The sequence below is a fragment of the Streptomyces sp. NPDC059201 genome (genome assembly GCF_042754585.1).
Classification (GTDB): domain Bacteria; phylum Actinomycetota; class Actinomycetes; order Streptomycetales; family Streptomycetaceae; genus Streptomyces.
Map to the genome: position 1 here is coordinate 44,520 of NZ_JBHZBB010000018.1, position 18,581 is coordinate 63,100.

Consider the following 18,581-nt stretch of genomic DNA (forward strand, 5'->3'; position numbering starts at 1 on the left):
CTGATCACCCAGCGTCGGGGCGACCGGTCCGCTCCGCAATCCCGCGGCGTCCAGGTGGAACCGGGGCACCCCCCGCCACGTTGATAGCTTGGGGCGCGCCGTCACGCATGTCCCCCTCCCGACATGCCCCCCACCACCCGCAGGAGCCCGGAACCGTGAACACGCTTGCCCTCGGACCGAGCTGGCTGGATCCGGACTATCTGATCCAGACTTTCGGCCTGATCGGTGTCCTCGTCATCGTCTTCGCCGAGTCCGGCCTGCTCATCGGGTTCTTCCTGCCCGGTGACTCGCTGCTCTTCACGACCGGTCTCCTGGTCACCACCGGCAAGCTCGACTCGCCCCTCTGGCTGGTCTGCACGCTGATCGTCGCCGCGGCGATCATCGGCGACCAGGTGGGTTACCTCTTCGGACGGAAAGTCGGCCCGGCGCTCTTCCGGCGCCCCGACTCCAAGCTCTTCAAGCAGGAGAACGTCGAGAAGGCGCACGAGTTCTTCGAGAAGCACGGCCCCAAGTCGCTGATCCTGGCGCGCTTCGTGCCGATCATCCGCACCTTCACGCCGATCATCGCGGGCGTCAGCCGGATGAACTACCGCTCGTTCATCACCTTCAACATCATCGGCGGTGTGCTCTGGGGCGCCGGTGTGACGCTGCTGGGCGCCTCCCTCGGCAAGATCGACTTCGTGCACGAGCACATCGAGGCGATCCTCATCGGCATCGTGCTCCTCTCGGTCGTCCCGATCGTGATCGAGTACCTCAAGGCCCGCTCCCAGTCGAAGAAGGCCGCCGCCGCCCGGAGCGAGGCCCCCGCCGACCCGGCGGCCCCCGCCGACCAGGACCTCCCCGGCGCCCAGCCCGGCCACGGCCACACCGCCTACGGCGAGCAGCCCGGCGGTTACGGCCACCAGGGCGGCCAGAACGGCCCCGGCGGCCAGCAGGACCAGGGCGGCTACGGCAACCAGGACGGCTACGCCGGTCAGGGCGGCTACACCGGCTACGGCAACCAGGGCGAGTACGGCAACCAGAGCGGGTACGGCCAGCAGGGCGGCTACGCCGACCAGGGCGGTTACGCCGGTCAGGGCGGCTACACCGGCTACGGCGACCAGGGCGGATACGGCGACCAGGGCGGATACGGCCAGCAGGGTGGCTACGCCGCTCAGCCCGGGTACGCGGGCCAGCCCGGGTACGCCGGCCAGGCGAACTACAACGATCAGGCGGGCTACAACGACCAGGCGGGCTACAACGGCCAGGCCGGCCAGGGCTACGGCAACCAGCCCGGCTACGGCGCGCAGACCCCCCAGCCCGGCTACGGCGGCCACCAGAGCCAGCCCAGCTACGGCGAGCAGCCCGGCTACGGCGGCTACGACGCCCAGAGCCCCCAGGGCGGCCAGGGCGGCCAGAACCAGCCGCCGTACGGCGAGGACGGCGGCCGCCCCACCCAGCACTAGGACACCGACGAAGCCCCGCCCCCGGCCTTCCTGCCGGGGGCGGGGCTTCGTCGTGACCCGGACCGGGCGGGGCTCAGAAGCCTCGGGTGCGCTTCGCCGCGCTGCGGGAGGCGGCACCCGGGGCCCGCATGAAGAGCCGGGCCAACTCGCCGCCCAGGTTCACGCCGATCGCGATCGCCAGCGCCAGCGCCGCCGCCTTCGCCAGGTAGGCGAATCCCCCGTCCAGGTTGTTCTGGGCGATCGCCAGGACCCCGAAGTACGTCGCCGAACCGGGCAGCAGCGCGCCGATCGCCGCCGTCACGTACGGCAGCGAGGACGTGTGGTGGTAGCGGGCCATCAGCTGCCCGAAGAGGCCCACCAGACCGGCCGCCAGGGCCGTCGCCATCACCGTGGACCCCTCCGCCGTCACCGCGATCGACGCGTAGACCACCCAGGCGACCCCGCCGTTGAGCGTCGCGAAGAGCACCGTCGCCCGGGACTGCTGGAGCAGGATGGCGAAGGTCGCGCACAGCACCATGGCCGCCACGGTCTGCGTCACCGGCCGCTCCACGGCCTGGAGCGCCCCCTCGGGATTGAGCTTCGCGCCGAACTGCACCGACACGTACAGCACCGACAGCACGCCCACCACGATCGCCACGAAGAAGTAGGCGACCTCCAGGAGACGGGCCGAGGCCGTGATGTAGAAGCCGGTCAGACCGTCCTGCACCGCCGCCACCAGCGCCCGCCCCGGGATCAGCGCGAACAGGCCACCCGTGATCACCGCCGAGGGCCGCAGATCCGCGTGGAGCAGCGTCAGCAGCACCCCCATCGCGGCCGGCGGCATCGCCGCCACCAGGAACTGGTAGAACTCCGGCAGCCCGCGCCCCGCGCACAGCCACGCCAGCCGGTCGCCGAGCACCGCGCCCAGCGCCGCCACGAAGAACACCGTCGCCCCGCCGCCCAGCAGCGTCGACGCCGCGCCCGCGAGCACGCCCGCCGCCGCCGTCAGCACCCAGCCGGGGTACGGATGCCGGTTGCGCCGGATCTCCGCGAGACGCCGGTACGCCTCCTCCGGCGACACCTCGTGCGCCGGCGCGTTGATGTCGGCGAGCAGCTGGTAGACCGCCGCCAGCCGGGTGTAGTCGGTGCCCCGGCGCCGTACCGTCCGGTTCGCCGTCACCGGGTCGTCCACCAGCGAGGGCTGGTGGGTGATCGACAGCAGCGTGAACGTCACCGTCGGCTCGCAGCGGTCCAGACCGTACGACCGGCAGATCGCGAACATCGCCGCCTCGACGTCCTCCGCGCCCTCCCCGCCCGCGAGCAGCAGCTCGCCGATGCGGAGGCTCAGGTCGAGCACGCGCGGCACCGAGGGCCCCGTCTCGCCCTTCGTCTCGGCCGCCTCCGGCACCACCGGACGGTCTCCCACCGGCAGCCGCAGCATCGTCCGCATGCGGTCCTGCCAGGGCGCGTTGTGCGGCAGCCGCGCCAGCGGCACCCCGTACGCCGGGGTGAAGGCGAGCGGCGAGTCCTTGGCCGAGTACGTCGACGGCGTGGCGAACGCCGAGCCCTCGGGCTCCGGCGGCGGCTCGGGCGCGAGGCCCTCGGGCAGCGAGAAGGCCGAGCCCTCCGGCTCCGGCGCCGGCGGCTCCGCCGGCACCAGCCCTTCCGGCAGCGCGAACTCCGAGGTCGCCTCGTCCGACAGGGGCTTCCGGTCCTCCGGAGCCTCCTCGGGGCCCTCCGGCTCCGCCACCACTCTCTCCGCCTCACACCCAGGGAATCGTGAATTCCAGTATGGGTGTCCGACGGACGTGCGAAAGGCGGTGCACCCGAAGTGGTGCACCGCCTCCCACGAACATCACACGAAGCTCACATGTCGAAGCCTGTGAGGACCGTGCGAGGACCGGGCGTCAGTGAGCGCCCTGCTCCTTGGCGCGCGCGATCGACTTCTCGATCTCGGCCTCGGCCTCCTCGCGGCCCACCCAGTCCGCGCCCTCGACCGACTTGCCCGGCTCCAGGTCCTTGTAGACCTCGAAGAAGTGCTGGATCTCCAGGCGGTCGAACTCCGGCACGTGGTGGATGTCGCGCAGGTGCTCCATGCGCGGGTCCGTCGCCGGCACGCACAGCAGCTTGTCGTCGCCGCCGGCCTCGTCCGTCATGCGGAACATGCCGATGGCGCGGCACTTGATGAGGCAGCCCGGGAAGGTGGGCTCGTCGAGGATGACCAGCGCGTCCAGCGGGTCGCCGTCCTCGCCGAGCGTGTTCTCCACGTAGCCGTAGTCGGTCGGGTACGCCGTCGACGTGAAGAGGCGACGGTCCAGACGGATACGACCGGTCTCGTGGTCGACCTCGTACTTGTTACGCGATCCCTTGGGGATCTCGATGAGAACGTCGAACTCCACGGGTGGCTCCTCCTGAATCAAACACAAGTGAATGCTCGCGACGACGCGCGGTGATTAAGTGTCTCTCACGCACGTACGTGATCGCGAAAGGGGCTGGTCAGCAATGCCGGAGCCGAGGGTGTGGCAGCTCACGGCGGGCTCCGCCGTGCTCGGTCTGGCTCTCGCCGCCGCGGCGGCGACCGCGGCGGGCCCATGGGACGGAGGCCAGCGTACGGCCGAGCGGGCCCGCGCCGCCGCCCCCGCGGCGGGTGGCGAGCGTCACCCCGCCCCGGCCGCCGCCCCGCCGCGCACCCGGCCCGCCCCCGCGCCCAGCTCCCCCGGCGTCCTCACCGCCCTCGGGTCCCCCGACCCCGCCCCCGGCACCCGTCCGGCGGACCTCGCCCGCACCCTCGTCCCCCTCCTGGCCGATCCGGGCCTCGGCGGAGCGCGTACCGCCTCCGTCGTCGACACCGCCACCGGCGAGCAGCTGTACGGGGAGGGCGCGGCCACCCCGATGACCCCGGCCTCCACCGTCAAGATCGCCACCGCCGCCGCGGCCCTCTCCGCCCTCGGCCCCGACCACCGCATCGCCACCACCGTCACCGCCGCCCCCGACGGCACGGCGGTCACCCTCACCGGCGGCGGCGACCCCACCCTCGACGAGGCCCGGCTGAAGGCGCTCGCCGCCGACACCGCCCGCGCGGTCAAGAAGCGCGGCCTCGCCTCCGTACGCCTCGCCTACGACACGAGCCTCTACGAGGGGGCCGCCCTCCACCCCATCGGGCCCAACGAGAACATCGCCCCCGTCACCGCCCTGATGACCCGCGAGGGCCGCCTCGACGACAGCGCGAGCGGACCCGCCCCCCGCTCCGGCGACCCGGCCCGCGACACCGCCACCGCCTTCGCCGCCCACCTCGCCGACGCCGGCGTGAAGGTCACCGGCGACCCCGCGCCCGGCCGCACCCCGAAGGGCGCCCCCCTCGCCCGTACGCACTCCGCGCCCCTCTCCGACCTCGTCGAGCGCACCCTCACCAACAGCGACAACGACCTCGCCGAGGCCCTCGCCCGGCAGACCGCGCTCGCCCGCAAGCAGCCCGCGTCCTTCCGCGGCGCCGAGAAGGCCGTCCGCGACGAGCTCGGCACGCTCGGCCTCCCGCTGACCGGCGCCAGGTTCGCCGACGGCAGCGGCCTCGACCGCCGCGACCGCGTCTCCGCCGCCCTCCTCACCGGCCTCCTCAGCCGCGCCGCCGACCCCGCCCGCCCCGAGCTGCGCCCCCTGCTCACCGGGCTGCCCGTCGGCGGCTTCACCGGCACCCTCGCCGGCCGCTACGGACAGGCCCCCGCGGGCGCCGGACTCGTCCGCGCCAAGACCGGCACCCTCACCGGCGTCAACACCCTCGCGGGCACCGTCGTCACCTCCGACGGACGCCTCCTCGCCTTCGCCTTCCTGGCCGGCCGCACCCCCTCCCCGGACCTCGCCCAGCCCGCCCTCGACCGCCTCTCCGCCGCCCTCACCGGCCAGAAGTGATCCCCGCGCCACCTACGGGAGAGGACCCGAAAGGGCCCCGAACCCGTACCGTTGACGCATGACGAGCATCGGTGGTGCAGGCACGTCCGGAATGGTCGACTGGAACCTCGCGGTCGCGACCGCGACCAGGCTGGTCCGCCCGGGCCCCGACGTCGGCCGTGACGAGGCCCGTGCCGTCGTGGCCGAACTCCGCCGGCACGCCAAGGCCGCCGAGGAGCACGTCCGCGCCTACACCCGGATGCTCCCCGAGGGCGCCGAGGCGCACGACACGCCCGTCCTCGTCGTCGACCGGGCCGGCTGGATCAAGGCCAACGTCGCCGGCTTCCGCGAGCTGCTCACCCCGCTCCTCGGCAAGATGCAGGAGCGCCGCACCACCGGCCCCGGAGGCGCCGTCCTCGGCGCCGTCGGCGGGAAGGTCACCGGCGTCGAGCTCGGCATGCTGCTCTCCTTCCTGGCCTCCCGCATCCTCGGCCAGTACGAGACCTTCGCCCCGGCGAGCCGTGACCTCCCCGGCGCCCCCGAGGGCGGCGGCCGTCTCCTCCTCGTCGCCCCCAACATCGTCCACGTCGAGCGGGAGCTGGCGGTCTCCCCGCACGACTTCCGGCTCTGGGTCTGCCTCCACGAGGAGACCCACCGCACCCAGTTCACCGCCGTCCCCTGGCTCCGCGACCACCTCCAGGGCGAGATCCAGTCATTCCTCGCCGCCACCGAGGTCGACCCCGGCACCTTCGTCGAACGCCTCCGCGAAGCCGCCCAGACCCTCGCGGGCGGCCGCCCCGAGGCCGAGGAGGGCGACCCGGCGCCGTCCCTCGTCGAGCTCGTCCAGACCCCCGAGCAGCGCGAGATCCTCGGCCGCCTCACCGCCGTCATGTCCCTGCTCGAAGGCCACGCCGACTACGTCATGGACGGCGTCGGACCGCAGGTCGTCCCCTCCGTCGCCGAGATCCGCGAGAAGTTCCAGGCCCGCCGCGCGCGCGGCGCCTCCCGCCTCGACCTCGCGCTGCGCAAGCTCCTCGGCCTCGACGCCAAGCTCCGCCAGTACCGCGACGGCGAGCGCTTCGTCCGCGCGGTCGTCGAGGAGGTCGGCATGGACGGCTTCAACCGCGTCTGGACCTCGCCCAACACGCTCCCCACCAAGAGCGAGATCGCCGCTCCCGCCGACTGGATCGCCCGGGTCCACCGCAAGGCGGACTCCTGAACCGACCCCCCGGAGAGGGGGCTCTCACCACATCACCCCGGCAGAACACGCCGGGGCGCACCACCAATCACCCATCCGAGGGACCCTGGCCGTGGGGTGAGGCGTGCAATGCTCGGGTAAGGGCCACGTTTCTGTCACCATCGTCGCACTCTGAGTGACCGAACACCCCATTCCGACCGTTAAGACTCCGACCGAGGCACCCCACCCCATTCACGAAGGGCACCGAACCATGGGTCCCCATCCTGCGGTCGCGGCGATACGCCTGGCGGTCCGCCGCGTACTCCACGACGTCCTCACCGAGCACCCCACCGACCCCGCAGCCCCCCGCGACGCGCACCCTCTGGTGCTGGTCGCCTGCTCCGGCGGCGCCGACTCCATGGCGCTCGCCTCCGCCCTCGCCTTCGAGGCGCGCAAGCTCCCCGTCCGGGCCGGCGGCATCACCGTCGACCACGGCCTCCAGGACGGCTCCTCCGGCCGCGCCGGCGAGGTCGCCGACCGCATGACCTCCCTCGGTCTCGGCCCCGTCGAGGCCGTCGCCGTCACCGTCGGGCGCGAGGGCGGCCCCGAGGCCGCCGCCCGCGACGCGCGCTACGCGGCCCTCGACGCCGCCGCCGAGCGCCACGGCGCCACCGCGATCCTCCTCGGGCACACCAGGGACGACCAGGCCGAGACCGTCCTCCTCGGCCTCGCCCGCGGCTCCGGCATCCGCTCCCTCTCCGGCATGGCCGCCGTCTCCGGCACCCAGGGGCGCTACCGCCGCCCCTTCCTCCAGCTCGACCGGCAGACCGTCCGCAAGGCGTGCATCGCCCAGGAGCTCGCCGTCTGGGACGACCCCCACAACAGCGACCCGGCCTACACCCGCTCCCGCCTGCGCCACGAGGGCCTGCCCGCCCTGGAGAAGGCCCTCGGCAAGGGCGTCGTCGAAGCCCTCGCCCGGACGGCCCAGCTCTCCCGCGACGACGCCGACGCCCTCGACACCTGGGCCGCCGACGCCGAGACCTCGGTACGCGACGAGGCCGGCGCCCTCGAGTGCTCCAAGCTCTTCGGACTGCCCCCCGCCGTGCGCCGCCGCGTCCTGCGCCGCGCGGTCATCGCCGAGGGCGCCCCCGCCGGCTCCCTCTTCGCCCGGCACATCGAGGAACTCGACCGGCTCATCACCGGCTGGCGCGGCCAGGGGGCCATCAACCTGCCCGGACGCGTCGAAGCCCGCCGCCAGGGTGGCAGACTGGTCATCCGGCAAGGCTGACGCACGCTGCAACGAAAGTGACCCGGGTGAACGAGAAGGACATGGGCACCGACCTCCAGTCGGTGCTCATCACCAAGGAAGAGATCGACGCCAAGCTGGCCGAGCTGGCCGCGAAGATCGACGCGGAATACGCGGGCAAGGACCTGCTCATCGTCGGAGTCCTCAAGGGCGCCGTGATGGTGATGGCGGACCTGGCACGCGCCCTGTCCACCCCCGTCACCATGGACTGGATGGCCGTCTCCTCCTACGGCGCCGGCACCCAGTCCTCGGGCGTCGTCCGCATCCTCAAGGACCTCGACACCGACATCAAGGGCAAGCACGTCCTGATCGTCGAGGACATCATCGACTCCGGCCTGACGCTGTCCTGGCTCCTGTCGAACCTCGGCTCGCGCGAGCCCGCCTCCCTGGAGGTCTGCACCCTGCTGCGCAAGCCCGACGCCGCCAAGGTCGCCATCGACGTGAAGTGGATCGGCTTCGACATCCCGAACGAGTTCGTCGTCGGCTACGGCCTCGACTACGCCGAGAAGTACCGGAACCTCCCGTTCGTCGGCACGCTCGCCCCGCACGTCTACGGCGGCTGAGCACACCCCCGCCCGGCGGGGAACCCGCACCGCCTTCCCCCCGTTGAACCACGGGAAGGCGGTCGCGGGCGACGATGCTGAGGTACCGTCCGAAGAACAGCTTTTCTCACACCGCTTTTCCCGCACAGCTTTCTCGATACAGCTTTCTCACACAGAGGCATTTACCTACGGGCAGGAGGGACGGGGCGTTCTCGCTCCGTATGGATGGACGTGAAGCGATACTTCCGTGGGCCGGTCATGTGGATCGTGCTGGCCGTCCTCGCCGTGGTCGTGCTGATGCAGGTCGTCGGCTCGTCCGAGGGCTACAAGACGGTGGACACCGGCAAGGTCGTCCAGGCGATCGACAAGAACCAGGTCAAGCAGGTCAAGCTCACCACCGGTGACGAACAGATCATCAAGGCCGAGCTCGTCGACGGCCTGAAGATCGACAACAGCAGCAAGATCCAGGCCAGCTACATCGGCACCCAGGGCGCAGACCTGGCCGACAAGCTCCAGGAGAAGTTCGAGGCCGGGCAGATCGAGAAGGGCTACACCGTCTCCCCGACGAAGCAGTCGCCCTTCGTCTCGATCCTGCTCTCGCTCCTCCCCTTCGTCCTCATCGTGGTCGTCTTCCTGTTCCTGATGAACCAGATGCAGGGCGGCGGCTCCCGCGTCATGCAGTTCGGCAAGTCCAAGGCGAAGCTGATCACCAAGGACACCCCGAAGACCACGTTCGCCGACGTGGCCGGCTCGGACGAGGCCGTCGAGGAACTCCACGAGATCAAGGAATTCCTCCAGGAGCCCGCGAAGTTCCAGGCCGTCGGCGCCAAGATCCCCAAGGGCGTGCTGCTGTACGGCCCGCCCGGTACCGGCAAGACGCTCCTCGCGCGCGCCGTCGCCGGCGAGGCCGGGGTGCCGTTCTACTCGATCTCCGGTTCCGACTTCGTCGAGATGTTCGTCGGTGTCGGCGCCAGCCGGGTCCGCGACCTCTTCGAGCAGGCCAAGGCCAACGCCCCGGCCATCGTCTTCGTCGACGAGATCGACGCGGTCGGCCGCCACCGCGGCGCCGGCCTCGGTGGTGGACACGACGAGCGCGAGCAGACGCTCAACCAGCTGCTCGTCGAGATGGACGGCTTCGACGTGAAGGGCGGCGTCATCCTGATCGCCGCCACGAACCGCCCCGACATCCTCGACCCCGCCCTGCTGCGCCCGGGCCGCTTCGACCGCCAGATCGCGGTCGACCGCCCCGACATGCTGGGCCGTCTGGAGATCCTCAAGGTCCACCAGAAGGGCAAGCCGGTCGCGCCGGACGTCGACCTCGGCGCCGTCGCCCGCCGCACCCCCGGCTTCACGGGTGCCGATCTCTCCAACGTCCTCAACGAGGCGGCGCTCCTCACCGCCCGTTCGGACCAGAAGCTGATCGACAACAAGGCGCTCGACGAGGCGATCGACCGTGTGGTCGCGGGCCCGCAGAAGCGGACCCGGATCATGTCGGACAAGGAGAAGAAGATCACCGCGTACCACGAGGGCGGCCACGCCCTGGTCGCGGCGGCCTCTCCGAACGCCGACCCCGTCCACAAGATCACCATCCTGTCCCGCGGCCGCGCCCTGGGCTACACGATGGTCCTGCCGGACGAGGACAAGTACTCCACCACGCGCAACGAGATGCTCGACACGCTCGCGTACATGATGGGCGGCCGCGCGGCGGAGGAGCTCGTCTTCCACGACCCGACGACGGGCGCCGCGAACGACATCGAGAAGGCCACCGCCACGGCCCGCGCGATGGTCACGCAGTACGGCATGACCGAGCGGCTCGGCGCCATCAAGTTCGGCGGCGACAACACCGAGCCCTTCCTCGGCCGTGAGATGGCGCACCAGCGGGACTACTCGGAAGAGGTCGCCGCGCTGGTCGACGAAGAGGTCAAGAAGCTCATCGAGACCGCGCACAACGAGGCGTGGGAGATCCTGGTCGAGAACCGCGACGTCCTCGACAACCTGGTCCTGGCCCTCCTGGAGCGGGAGACCCTGGGCAAGGAGGAGATCGCCGAGATCTTCGCGCCGATCGTCAAGCGCCCGGCCCGTCCGGCCTGGACCGGCTCGTCCCGCCGCACCCCGTCCACGCGTCCGCCGGTGCTCTCCCCCAAGGAGCTGGCCCTGACGAACGGCGCGAACGGCACGTCGGCGAACGGCACGGCCCCGGTGGACACCACCAAGGGCATCGACATCGCCCCCGAGGAGACCCCGGAGCCCTGAGCCCCGGACCCCCGGAATGGAAGCCGCGCCCCCACAGGTTCTAGCCTGTGGGGGCGCGGCCTTTTTTCGCGCCAAGTCAGACCAGACGGAACGAGGCACAGATGACGGACCCGGTGACGCTGGACGGCGAGGGCACGATCGGCGAGTTCGACGAGAAGCGCGCCGAGAACGCCGTACGGGAGCTCCTCATCGCGGTCGGCGAGGACCCGGACCGCGAGGGCCTGAGGGAGACCCCGGCGCGTGTGGCGCGGGCGTACAAGGAGATCTTCGCGGGCCTGTGGCAGGAGCCGCAGGACGTGCTGACGACCACGTTCGACCTCGGCCACGACGAGATGGTGCTGGTCAAGGACATCGAGGTGTACTCGACCTGTGAGCACCACCTCGTCCCGTTCCACGGGGTGGCCCACGTGGGGTACATCCCGTCGACGACGGGCAAGATCACGGGTCTGTCGAAGCTGGCCCGGCTGGTCGACGTCTACGCCCGCCGCCCGCAGGTGCAGGAACGTCTCACCACGCAGGTCGCGGACTCGCTGATGGAGATCCTGGAGCCCCGCGGGGTGATCGTGGTCGTCGAGTGCGAGCACATGTGCATGTCGATGCGCGGCATCCGCAAGCCGGGCGCGAAGACCATCACCTCGGCGGTCCGGGGCCAGCTGCGGGACCCCGCGACCCGTGCCGAGGCGATGAGCCTCGTCATGGCGCGCTGACGCGCGGCGGAGAGCGGCCTCAGGCCCGGGCGCTGCCCGGGCCTTCGTCGTCCTCGGGGAGCTTGCAGACGCGCTCCAGGAAGAGGGCGGCGGCGATGACGGCGAAGCCGGCGACGACGGAGGCCGCGGCGTAGAGCGCCTGGTCGCGGCGGGCCGGGACGTCGAGGGATCCGAGCAGGAAGACGCCCACGCCGCCGTAGAGACCGGCGACGAGGGCGGCGACCAGGGCGCTGGCCTGGCCGAAGACGACCGCGCGGGCCGCCATCAGGGGTTCGACGCCCTTTGCTCCGGGCCGGCGCTCGCGCTGGGCCTTGAGGCGGGCCCGGATCGAGAGGGCGGTGGCGGTCAGGACCACCGCGATCACGGCGAGGACGATGGGCGCGGCGAGCGGCACGCTGGGGAGCGTGCCGACGGAGTCCCACAGGCGGGCGCCGCCCCAGGAGAGGATGCCGGCGACCAGGAAGAGTCCGGCGAGCACCTTGAGCCGCAGTTGTTTCACCGGGTGTCCTTCACGTGGTCGCGGGTGGTCTGCCACGTAGCGTAACGACTACTCGGGGAGACGGAGTTCCAGATCGGTCCGGGGCGTCACGCCGGCGCGGTCGACGGCGGCCAGGAGGGCCGCCACCGCGCCGTGGCCGGGGAGCTGGGCCTCCGGGTCCACGTCGTGCCAGGGGGCCAGCACGAAGGCGCGCTGGTGGGCGCGGGGGTGGGGGAGGGTGAGGACGGGGTCGTCGGAGACCACGTCCGCGTACGTGACGATGTCGACGTCCAGCGTGCGGGCGCCCCAGCGCTCGTCCCGGCGGCGCAGGAACGCCTCCTCGACGGCGTGGGCGCGCTCCAGGAGGGAGGAGGGCGGCAGGGTCGTCTTCACGACGGCGACGGCGTTGAGGTACGAGGGCTGGCTGCCCGGCTCGACGCCCCAGGGCTCGGTCTCGTACACCGGGGAGACCGCCTTGACGCGGAGGCCGGGGGTGTCGCCGAGGGCGTCGACGGCCCCCTGGAGGGTCTCCAGGCGGTTGCCGAGGTTGGCACCGAGGGCGAGGACGGCCCACCGGGGGTTGGAGAGCGTGATGTCGGCGGCGTCGACGGTCTCGACGACGGACGCCGGCACGGGCTGGACGGTGGGGTCGCTCTGGTTCGCTTTCATCGACGGCTCCGGGTGATGGTGATGGTGACGTCGTCGAAGGGGACGGTGATGGGGGCGTCCGGCTTGTGGACGACCACCTCGACCTCCTGGACGCCCGCGTGGCTGAGGCACTGCTGGGCGATGCGCTCGGCGAGGGTCTCGATCAGGTCCACGGGCTCACCCTGGACCACGTCGACGACCTCCTCGGCGACGACGCCGTAGTGGACGGTCTTGGTGAGGTCGTCGTCGGCGGCCGCCGGGCGGGTGTCGAGGCCGAGGACCAGGTCCACGATGAAGGTCTGCCCCTCCTCGCGCTCCTTGGGGAAGACGCCGTGGTGACCTCGGGCCTTGAGGCCGCGCAGCGCGACACGATCCACGCGAATCACTCCTGCTGTCGTAGTTGCGGGGGCACGCAGCCGGGTGCGGACGGCCGGGTGTCCTCCATCGAATCTACCTGCGGGCACCGACAGCGCTTGCTGTCGGGGCCGTCAGACGGCGGATCCGGGGTCGTCGTCCGGGGTCGCGGGGGGTGTGTCGTCGTCGGGTCCGGCGATGACGGGGGAGGCGTGGTGGGACCAGATCCGCCAGCCCTCGGGGGTCCGGCGGAAGGCGTTGGTGGCGACGACGAGCTGTCCGACGAGGGGGCCGAGCTCGGCGCCGTCCTCGGCGGGGCCGCCGCTGAGGATGTTCTCGGTGCAGGTGACGAGGGCGGTGTCGCCGGCCAGGGAGATCCGTACGTCGGTGAGGAAGAACTGGATGTAGTCGGTGTGCGCCATGATCAGCGCGTACGAGCGCAGCACCTCGCCGCGGCCGGTGAGGACCGGCCAGCCGGGGTGGACGCACGAGATGTCGGTGGCGCCGTCGTCGAGCCAGAGGTCTTCGAGGCCGTCGAAGTCGCCCTCCTCCAGCGCCTCGTAGAAGGCGGTGTTGACGGCTTCGACGGCGGCCCGGTCGGTCTCGCGCCCGCCGGTCACCGGGCTCCCTCGACGGCGCGGGCGACCCGGACGGCGTCGGCGGTGGCCCGGACCTCGTGGACGCGGACGGCCCAGGCGCCCTCGTGGGCGGCGAGGGCGGAGACGGCGGCGGTGGCGGCGTCGCGCTCGCGGGCGGGCGGCGGGGTGGCGCCGGGCTCGCGGGTGAGCACGTGCCCGAGGAAGCGCTTGCGGGAGGCGGCGACCAGGAGGGGGCGGCCGAGCGCGCGCAGCGCGGGGAGGTGGGCGACGAGCGCGAGGTCGTGGGGGGCGAGCTTGGCGAAGCCGAGCCCGGGGTCGATGACGATCCGCTCGGGGGCGACGCCGCCGTCGATGACGGCCTCCATCCGGGTGCGGAGCTCGGTGACGACCTCGGTGACGACGTCCTCGTAGACGGCGAGGCCGTTCATGTCCTGGCTGAATCCGCGCCAGTGCATGACGACGAAGGGGACCTCGGCGGCGGCGACGGCGGGGACCATGCCGGGGTCGGCGAGGCCGCCGCTGACGTCGTTGACGAGCACGGCGCCGGCCGCGACGGCGGCGGAGGCGACGGAGGCCCGCATGGTGTCGACGGAGACGGTGACGCCCTCGGCGGCGAGGCCGCGGACGACGGGGACGACCCGGCGGAGCTCCTCCTCCTCGTCGACGCGGCTGGCGCCGGGACGGGTGGACTCGCCGCCGACGTCGACGAGGTCGGCGCCCTGGGCGACGAGGTCGAGGCCGTGCTTGACGGCGGCCGTGGTGTCGAACCAGCGGCCGCCGTCGGAGAAGGAGTCCGGGGTCACGTTGACCACGCCCATGACCGCGCAGCGGTCCCACTCGGGAAGGCCGAGGGGAGCGCCCCGGTCGATCGTCGTACTCATACGACCAGCGTAGGGCCCGTGCGGGTCGGGGGTGGTTTCAGGCCGCACTGACCTGGCGCTCCCGCTCGGTACGCGGCGCGACGACGTGGGCGCAGGGGCGCGGGGCCCGGGCGGGGCGGCGGCGGGCGAAGGGGCGGGGCAGGGCGAGGGTGAGGAAGCCTTCGGCCTGCATGGCGGCGAGGCCGATGCGGGGCAGGTCGCGGCCGGCGCGGTAGACCACGAAGCGGGGCTCCCAGCGGGGCTGGAACTTGGCGTTGAACTTGTAGAGCGACTCGATCTGGAACCAGCGGGAGAGGAAGAGGAGGAGGCCGCGCCAGAGGCGCAGGACGGGGCCGGCACCGATCCGTTCGCCGCGGGCGAGGGTGGAGCGGAACATGGCGAAGTTGAGGGAGACGCGCTTGATGCCGAGGGCGGGGGCGGCCTGGAGGGCGGCGACGATGAGGAGCTCGTTCATGCCGGGATCCGCGCTGCGGTCGCGGCGCATGAGCTCCAGGGACATGCCGTCGGTTCCCCAGGGCACGAAGTGGATCATCGCTTTGAGGTCGCCGTAGGGTCCTTCGGAACCGCCGGGGTCGGTGAGGTGGGCGGTCGCTATGACGGCGTCGCCGTCGCCGGGGGCGCCGATCCGGCCGAGGGCCATGGAGAAGCCGCGCTCGGTGTCGGTGCCGCGCCAGTCGGCGGCGGCTCCGCGGACGCGTTCGAGTTCGGCCTCGGAGAGGTCCCGGACGCGGCGCACGCGCGTGGTGTAGCCGTTGCGCTCGATCCGCTTGACCATCTGGCGGACGTTGCGCATGGCGCGGCCGGAGAGGGAGAAGGCGTCGACGTCGATGACGGCCTCGTCGCCGAGTTCGAGGGCGTCGAGCCCGGTCTCGCGGGTCCAGACCTGGCCGCCGGTCTCGGAGCAGCCCATGACGGCGGGGGTCCAGGAGTGGGCGCGGGCCTCGTCCATGAAGCGTTCGATGGCGCCGGGCCATGCCTCGACGTCGCCGATGGGGTCGCCGCTGGCGAGCATGACGCCGGAGACGACGCGGTAGCAGACGGCGGCCTTGCCGCTGGGGGAGAAGACGACGCCCTTGTCGTGGCGGAGCGCGAAGTGGCCGAGCGAGTCGCGGGCGCCGTGCCGTTCGAGGAGGGCGCGGAGCCGGGCCTCGTCGTCGTCGGTGAGGCGGGCGGCGGGGTGTTCGGGGCGGAGCGCGAGGTAGAGCGTGGTCAGCGCGGTGAGCAGGCCGAGCGCGCCCAGGGAGTAGCCGACGGTCCAGTCGACGCCGTGGGTGTAGGCGACGGGGCCCTCGACGCCGAAGAGGCCGAGGAGGACGTGTTCGAGGCGGTCGGTGAGGCTGGGGTCGCCGACGACCCGGCGGGGGTGGGCGCTGACGACGACGAGGCCGAGGGCGAGCGAACCGGCGCCCATGACGACGAAGTTGGCGAGTGCGCGCCAGCGGCTGCGGGGGTCGGGGAGGGCGGCGAACTGGTCGCGGTGGCGCAGCAGCAGGGCGAGCAGGCCGAGCGAGAGCAGCGAGCCGAGGATCGAGTGGCGCCAGACGAACTGGGCGACGGCGCCGAGCGGCAGGAGGAGGACGACCGCCCGCCAGGCGCGGCGCTTGTGGCGCTTGAGGCCGTGGGCGAGGAGGAGCAGGAGGACGCCGGCGCACAGGGAGACGGCGGCGGAGAGGGGGCCCAGGGTGCCGGGGAGGACCTCGGCGAGGGCGTGGACGCGACTGGCGCGGAACCGGGGGAAGACCCCGGCGGCGATGTCGACGAGTCCGATCAGGGTGCAGGCCGTACCGATGAGGGAGGGGACCCGCTCCGGGGCCGGGCCGCGCAGAATTCGCCGGACCCGAACCGGAACCGATGATGTTTTGTCCCCATCTACCGTGACAGACATCGCTTCCCGCGCTTCCCGTGCTTCCGTGGTCGTTTTCGGCCCCTGTTCGGGGCTCCCCTTAGGACGGGGCTGCGCGGGGGCGGGTTCATTCGGGCACAGGAAATTCTCAGGAAGTCGTCGGGCGTCCGGGAAGTCACGGCAGGAAGGTTCGGACGTCTCATGGGTCTCACCAGCGGCAAAGCCCTCGTCGCGGCGGTGGCGGTGGCCGTCGCGCTGTTCTCGGTCACGGTGTTGCTGTGGCCACGGCTGGCCCGCCGGGGCTGGCGGCCGGTTCTCGGCAGGGTCGGGCTGCTGCTGGCGACGCAGTTGGCGCTGTTCGCCGCGGTCGGGCTCGCGGCGAACCGTTCCTTCCTCTTCTACGGCTCCTGGGCCGACCTCTTCGGCCAGGAGCAGGAGATGGGGGTGGTCGTCGACCACGGCGCCGCCTCCAAGGACGTGCGGGTGGTGGGGACGCGGACCCTGGACGTGCCGGGCGGCGCGCGGCCCTCGGTGGGCGGGCAGATCCAGGATGTGGTGGTCCGGGGCGACCGGTCGGGCATCACCTCGCCCGCCTTCGTCTATCTGCCGCCGGAGTACTTCCAGAAGCCGTACGCGAAGAAGTCGTTCCCCGCGTCGGTGGTGCTGACGGGGTATCCGGGCACGGCGGAGAACCTCATCAAGGGCCTGAAGTACCCGAAGTCGGCGTATCTCCAGGCCAAGGACGGGCGGATGCAGCCGATGATCCTGGTCATGCTGCGGCCGACGGTGGCGCCGCCCCGGGACACCGAGTGCGTGGACGTGCCGGGCGGCCCGCAGACGGAGACCTTCTTCGCCGAGGATCTGCCGCGCGCGGTCTCGGAGGCGTACCGGGTGGGCACGAAGCCCCGGAACTGGGGGTTCATGGGGAACTCGACGGGCGGGTACTGCGCCCTGAAGATCGCCCTGCACCATCCGGACCGGTTCGCGGCCGGGGCGGGCTTCTCGGCGTACTACAAGGCGGCGGAGGACGTGACGACCGGCGACCTCTTCCACGGGGACCAGGGGCTGCGGCAGCGGGCCGACCTGCTGTGGAGCCTGGACCACCGGCCGCAGCCGGCCTCCTCGTTCCTGGTGACGACGTCGAAGTCCGGCGAGGGGAACCTGAAGTCGACCGAGGAGTTCATCCGGAAGGTGAAGAGCCCGGCCCGGGTCTCCTCGATCACGCTGGCGAGCGGCGGCCACAACTTCACCACCTGGAACCGCGAGATCCCGCCCGGCCTGGTGTGGATGGGCGGGAAGCTCCGCGGGGACTGATCACCGACCCCGGGCCGTCGGTGCCGGCCGCCGGTGCCCGCCGCCGGTGCTAGCCGGCGCGGCGCAGGGCGCGGTGGACGCCGGCGGGGGTGAGGGTGCCGAGCGGCCGCCCGTCCGCGTCGGTGACGGTCAGATGGCCGGAGTCGTCCTGGAGGAGCAGCGCGAGCGCGTCCTTGAGGGTCCCTCCGAGCGGGACGGAGCGGGGTACGGGGACGGGGGCGCCGTCCGTACGGGAGGCGGGGGCGCCGTCCGTACGCGCGCGCGTGGCGGGGGTCTTGGCGAGGGCGGCGGGCAGCGGGTCCGGCAGCGGGTCGAGGTCCTCCGCCGTGACGGGGGTGACCGCCAGCCGCTTGAGGGCGCGGTCGCCGCCGACGAAGTCGGCGACGTACGGGGTGGCGGGGGAGGCGAGCACGGTGGCCGGGGTGTCGAACTGCTCGATGCGGCCCTGCCCGTAGACGGCCATGCGGTCGCCCATCCGGACGGCCTCCTCGATGTCGTGGGTGACGAGGAGGACGGTCTTGCGGACGGTGGCCTGGAGGGCGAGGAACTCGTTCTGGAGCCGCTCGCGGACGACCGGGTCGACGGCGCCGAAGGGCTCGTCCATGAGGAGGACCGGCGGGTCGGCGGCGAGCGCGCGGGCCACGCCGACGCGCTGGCGCTGTCCGCCGGAGAGCTGGGCGGGGTAGCGGGGGCCGTGGACGGCGGGGTCGAGGCCGACGAGTTCGAGGAGTTCGGCCGCACGCGCGCGTGCGGCGGCCTTCTTCCAGCCGAGCAGGGCGGGGACGGTCGCGGTGTTGTCGAGGACCGTGCGGTGGGGGAAGAGCCCGACCTGCTGGATGACGTAACCGATCTTGCGGCGCAGGGCGACCGGGTCCACCCCGGCGACGTCCCGGCCGTCGACGAGGACGCGTCCGGCGGTCGGCTCGACCAGCCGGTTCACCATCATCATCGTGGTCGTCTTGCCGCAGCCCGAGGGGCCCACGAGCGTGACGAGCTCACCCTCGGCGACCTCGAAGGAGAGGTCGTCGACCGCCGTCGTGCCGTCCGGATAGCGCTTGGTCACCTGTTCGAACCGGATCATGGGCCCATTCTGTCCCCTCGTCATCCGGCATGTGTGAAGGCGGTGTTGCGGCGACGTGGCGGATCGACGGCGCGGGGCCCCGGATCGGC

17 protein-coding genes are annotated in these 18,581 nt (G+C 72.4%); 8 read left to right on the forward strand and 9 right to left on the reverse strand.

What is annotated here, in order from left to right:
• Positions 1–155 precede the first annotated feature (155 nt).
• Positions 156–1,445 carry a VTT domain-containing protein gene (locus tag ACFXMG_RS37160; RefSeq protein ID WP_383827494.1) on the forward strand — a complete coding sequence of 430 codons (1,290 nt, stop codon included), beginning with the start codon at positions 156–158 and terminating at the stop codon, positions 1,443–1,445.
• A gap of 73 nt (positions 1,446–1,518) precedes the next feature.
• On the opposite strand, the gene ACFXMG_RS37165 is transcribed toward ACFXMG_RS37160, so the two are convergent.
• Positions 1,519–3,177 carry a threonine/serine exporter ThrE family protein gene (locus ACFXMG_RS37165; RefSeq protein ID WP_383827769.1) on the reverse strand — a complete coding sequence of 553 codons (1,659 nt, stop codon included), beginning with the start codon at positions 3,175–3,177 and terminating at the stop codon, positions 1,519–1,521.
• Positions 3,178–3,331: 154 nt separating this feature from the next.
• On the reverse strand, positions 3,332–3,823 hold the full coding sequence (locus ACFXMG_RS37170) for an inorganic diphosphatase (protein WP_043226556.1): 492 nt from the start codon (positions 3,821–3,823) through the stop codon (positions 3,332–3,334).
• A 103-nt stretch (positions 3,824–3,926) separates the two neighbouring features.
• Between ACFXMG_RS37170 and dacB the strand changes: the two genes are divergently transcribed.
• The 6 genes from dacB (at position 3,927) to folE (ending at position 11,294) form a co-directional block, all read left to right on the forward strand.
• The gene (gene dacB, locus ACFXMG_RS37175) at positions 3,927–5,330 is read left to right on the forward strand and encodes a D-alanyl-D-alanine carboxypeptidase/D-alanyl-D-alanine-endopeptidase (RefSeq protein WP_383827771.1); all 1,404 of its coding nucleotides are present in this window, start codon (positions 3,927–3,929) and stop codon (positions 5,328–5,330) included.
• Positions 5,331–5,388: 58 nt separating this feature from the next.
• Positions 5,389–6,528 carry a zinc-dependent metalloprotease gene (locus tag ACFXMG_RS37180; protein WP_383827773.1) on the forward strand — a complete coding sequence of 380 codons (1,140 nt, stop codon included), beginning with the start codon at positions 5,389–5,391 and terminating at the stop codon, positions 6,526–6,528.
• 229 nt (positions 6,529–6,757) lie between these two features.
• Entirely contained in the window at positions 6,758–7,774 is a 1,017-nt protein-coding gene (tilS, locus tag ACFXMG_RS37185; protein ID WP_383827775.1) for a tRNA lysidine(34) synthetase TilS, read from the forward strand.
• Between the two features lie 41 nt (positions 7,775–7,815).
• Positions 7,816–8,355, forward strand: a complete 540-nt coding sequence (hpt, locus tag ACFXMG_RS37190) for a hypoxanthine phosphoribosyltransferase (protein ID WP_067161225.1) — start codon at positions 7,816–7,818, stop codon at positions 8,353–8,355.
• A gap of 204 nt (positions 8,356–8,559) precedes the next feature.
• On the forward strand, positions 8,560–10,587 hold the full coding sequence (gene ftsH, locus ACFXMG_RS37195) for an ATP-dependent zinc metalloprotease FtsH (protein WP_383827777.1): 2,028 nt from the start codon (positions 8,560–8,562) through the stop codon (positions 10,585–10,587).
• Positions 10,588–10,688: 101 nt separating this feature from the next.
• Positions 10,689–11,294 carry a GTP cyclohydrolase I FolE gene (gene folE / locus ACFXMG_RS37200; RefSeq protein ID WP_383827779.1) on the forward strand — a complete coding sequence of 202 codons (606 nt, stop codon included), beginning with the start codon at positions 10,689–10,691 and terminating at the stop codon, positions 11,292–11,294.
• Positions 11,295–11,313: 19 nt separating this feature from the next.
• On the opposite strand, the gene ACFXMG_RS37205 is transcribed toward folE, so the two are convergent.
• The 6 genes from ACFXMG_RS37205 to ACFXMG_RS37230 all read right to left on the reverse strand — a co-directional run bounded on the left by ACFXMG_RS37205 (position 11,314) and on the right by ACFXMG_RS37230 (position 16,139).
• Positions 11,314–11,793 (reverse strand): DUF3180 domain-containing protein, encoded by a 480-nt coding sequence (locus ACFXMG_RS37205; RefSeq protein ID WP_383827781.1) that lies wholly within the window; start codon positions 11,791–11,793, stop codon positions 11,314–11,316.
• Positions 11,794–11,841: 48 nt separating this feature from the next.
• Positions 11,842–12,441: a 2-amino-4-hydroxy-6-hydroxymethyldihydropteridine diphosphokinase gene (gene folK, locus ACFXMG_RS37210; protein WP_383827783.1), complete on the reverse strand. Its 600-nt coding sequence runs from the start codon at positions 12,439–12,441 to the stop codon at positions 11,842–11,844.
• Positions 12,438–12,797: a dihydroneopterin aldolase gene (gene folB, locus ACFXMG_RS37215; protein WP_015034453.1), complete on the reverse strand. Its 360-nt coding sequence runs from the start codon at positions 12,795–12,797 to the stop codon at positions 12,438–12,440. The genes folK and folB overlap by 4 nt, the downstream gene beginning before the upstream one ends.
• 111 nt (positions 12,798–12,908) lie before the next feature.
• Positions 12,909–13,394 carry a nuclear transport factor 2 family protein gene (locus tag ACFXMG_RS37220; protein WP_383827785.1) on the reverse strand — a complete coding sequence of 162 codons (486 nt, stop codon included), beginning with the start codon at positions 13,392–13,394 and terminating at the stop codon, positions 12,909–12,911.
• Complete coding sequence (folP, locus tag ACFXMG_RS37225; RefSeq protein ID WP_383827786.1) at positions 13,391–14,254, reverse strand: dihydropteroate synthase; 864 nt, start codon at positions 14,252–14,254, stop codon at positions 13,391–13,393. Before folP ends, ACFXMG_RS37220 begins: the two co-directional genes overlap by 4 nt.
• Before the next feature lie 37 nt (positions 14,255–14,291).
• Entirely contained in the window at positions 14,292–16,139 is a 1,848-nt protein-coding gene (locus ACFXMG_RS37230; RefSeq protein ID WP_383827787.1) for a phosphatidylglycerol lysyltransferase domain-containing protein, read from the reverse strand.
• Positions 16,140–16,298: 159 nt separating this feature from the next.
• Here ACFXMG_RS37230 and ACFXMG_RS37235 point away from each other — a divergent pair, with 159 nt between their 5' ends.
• A complete protein-coding gene (locus tag ACFXMG_RS37235; protein ID WP_383827790.1) occupies positions 16,299–17,411 on the forward strand; it encodes an alpha/beta hydrolase in 1,113 nt (370 codons plus the stop codon).
• 49 nt (positions 17,412–17,460) lie between these two features.
• Here the strand turns inward: ACFXMG_RS37235 and ACFXMG_RS37240 are convergent, their stop codons facing one another.
• A complete protein-coding gene (locus ACFXMG_RS37240; protein ID WP_383827792.1) occupies positions 17,461–18,492 on the reverse strand; it encodes an ABC transporter ATP-binding protein in 1,032 nt (343 codons plus the stop codon).
• Positions 18,493–18,581 lie beyond the last annotated feature (89 nt).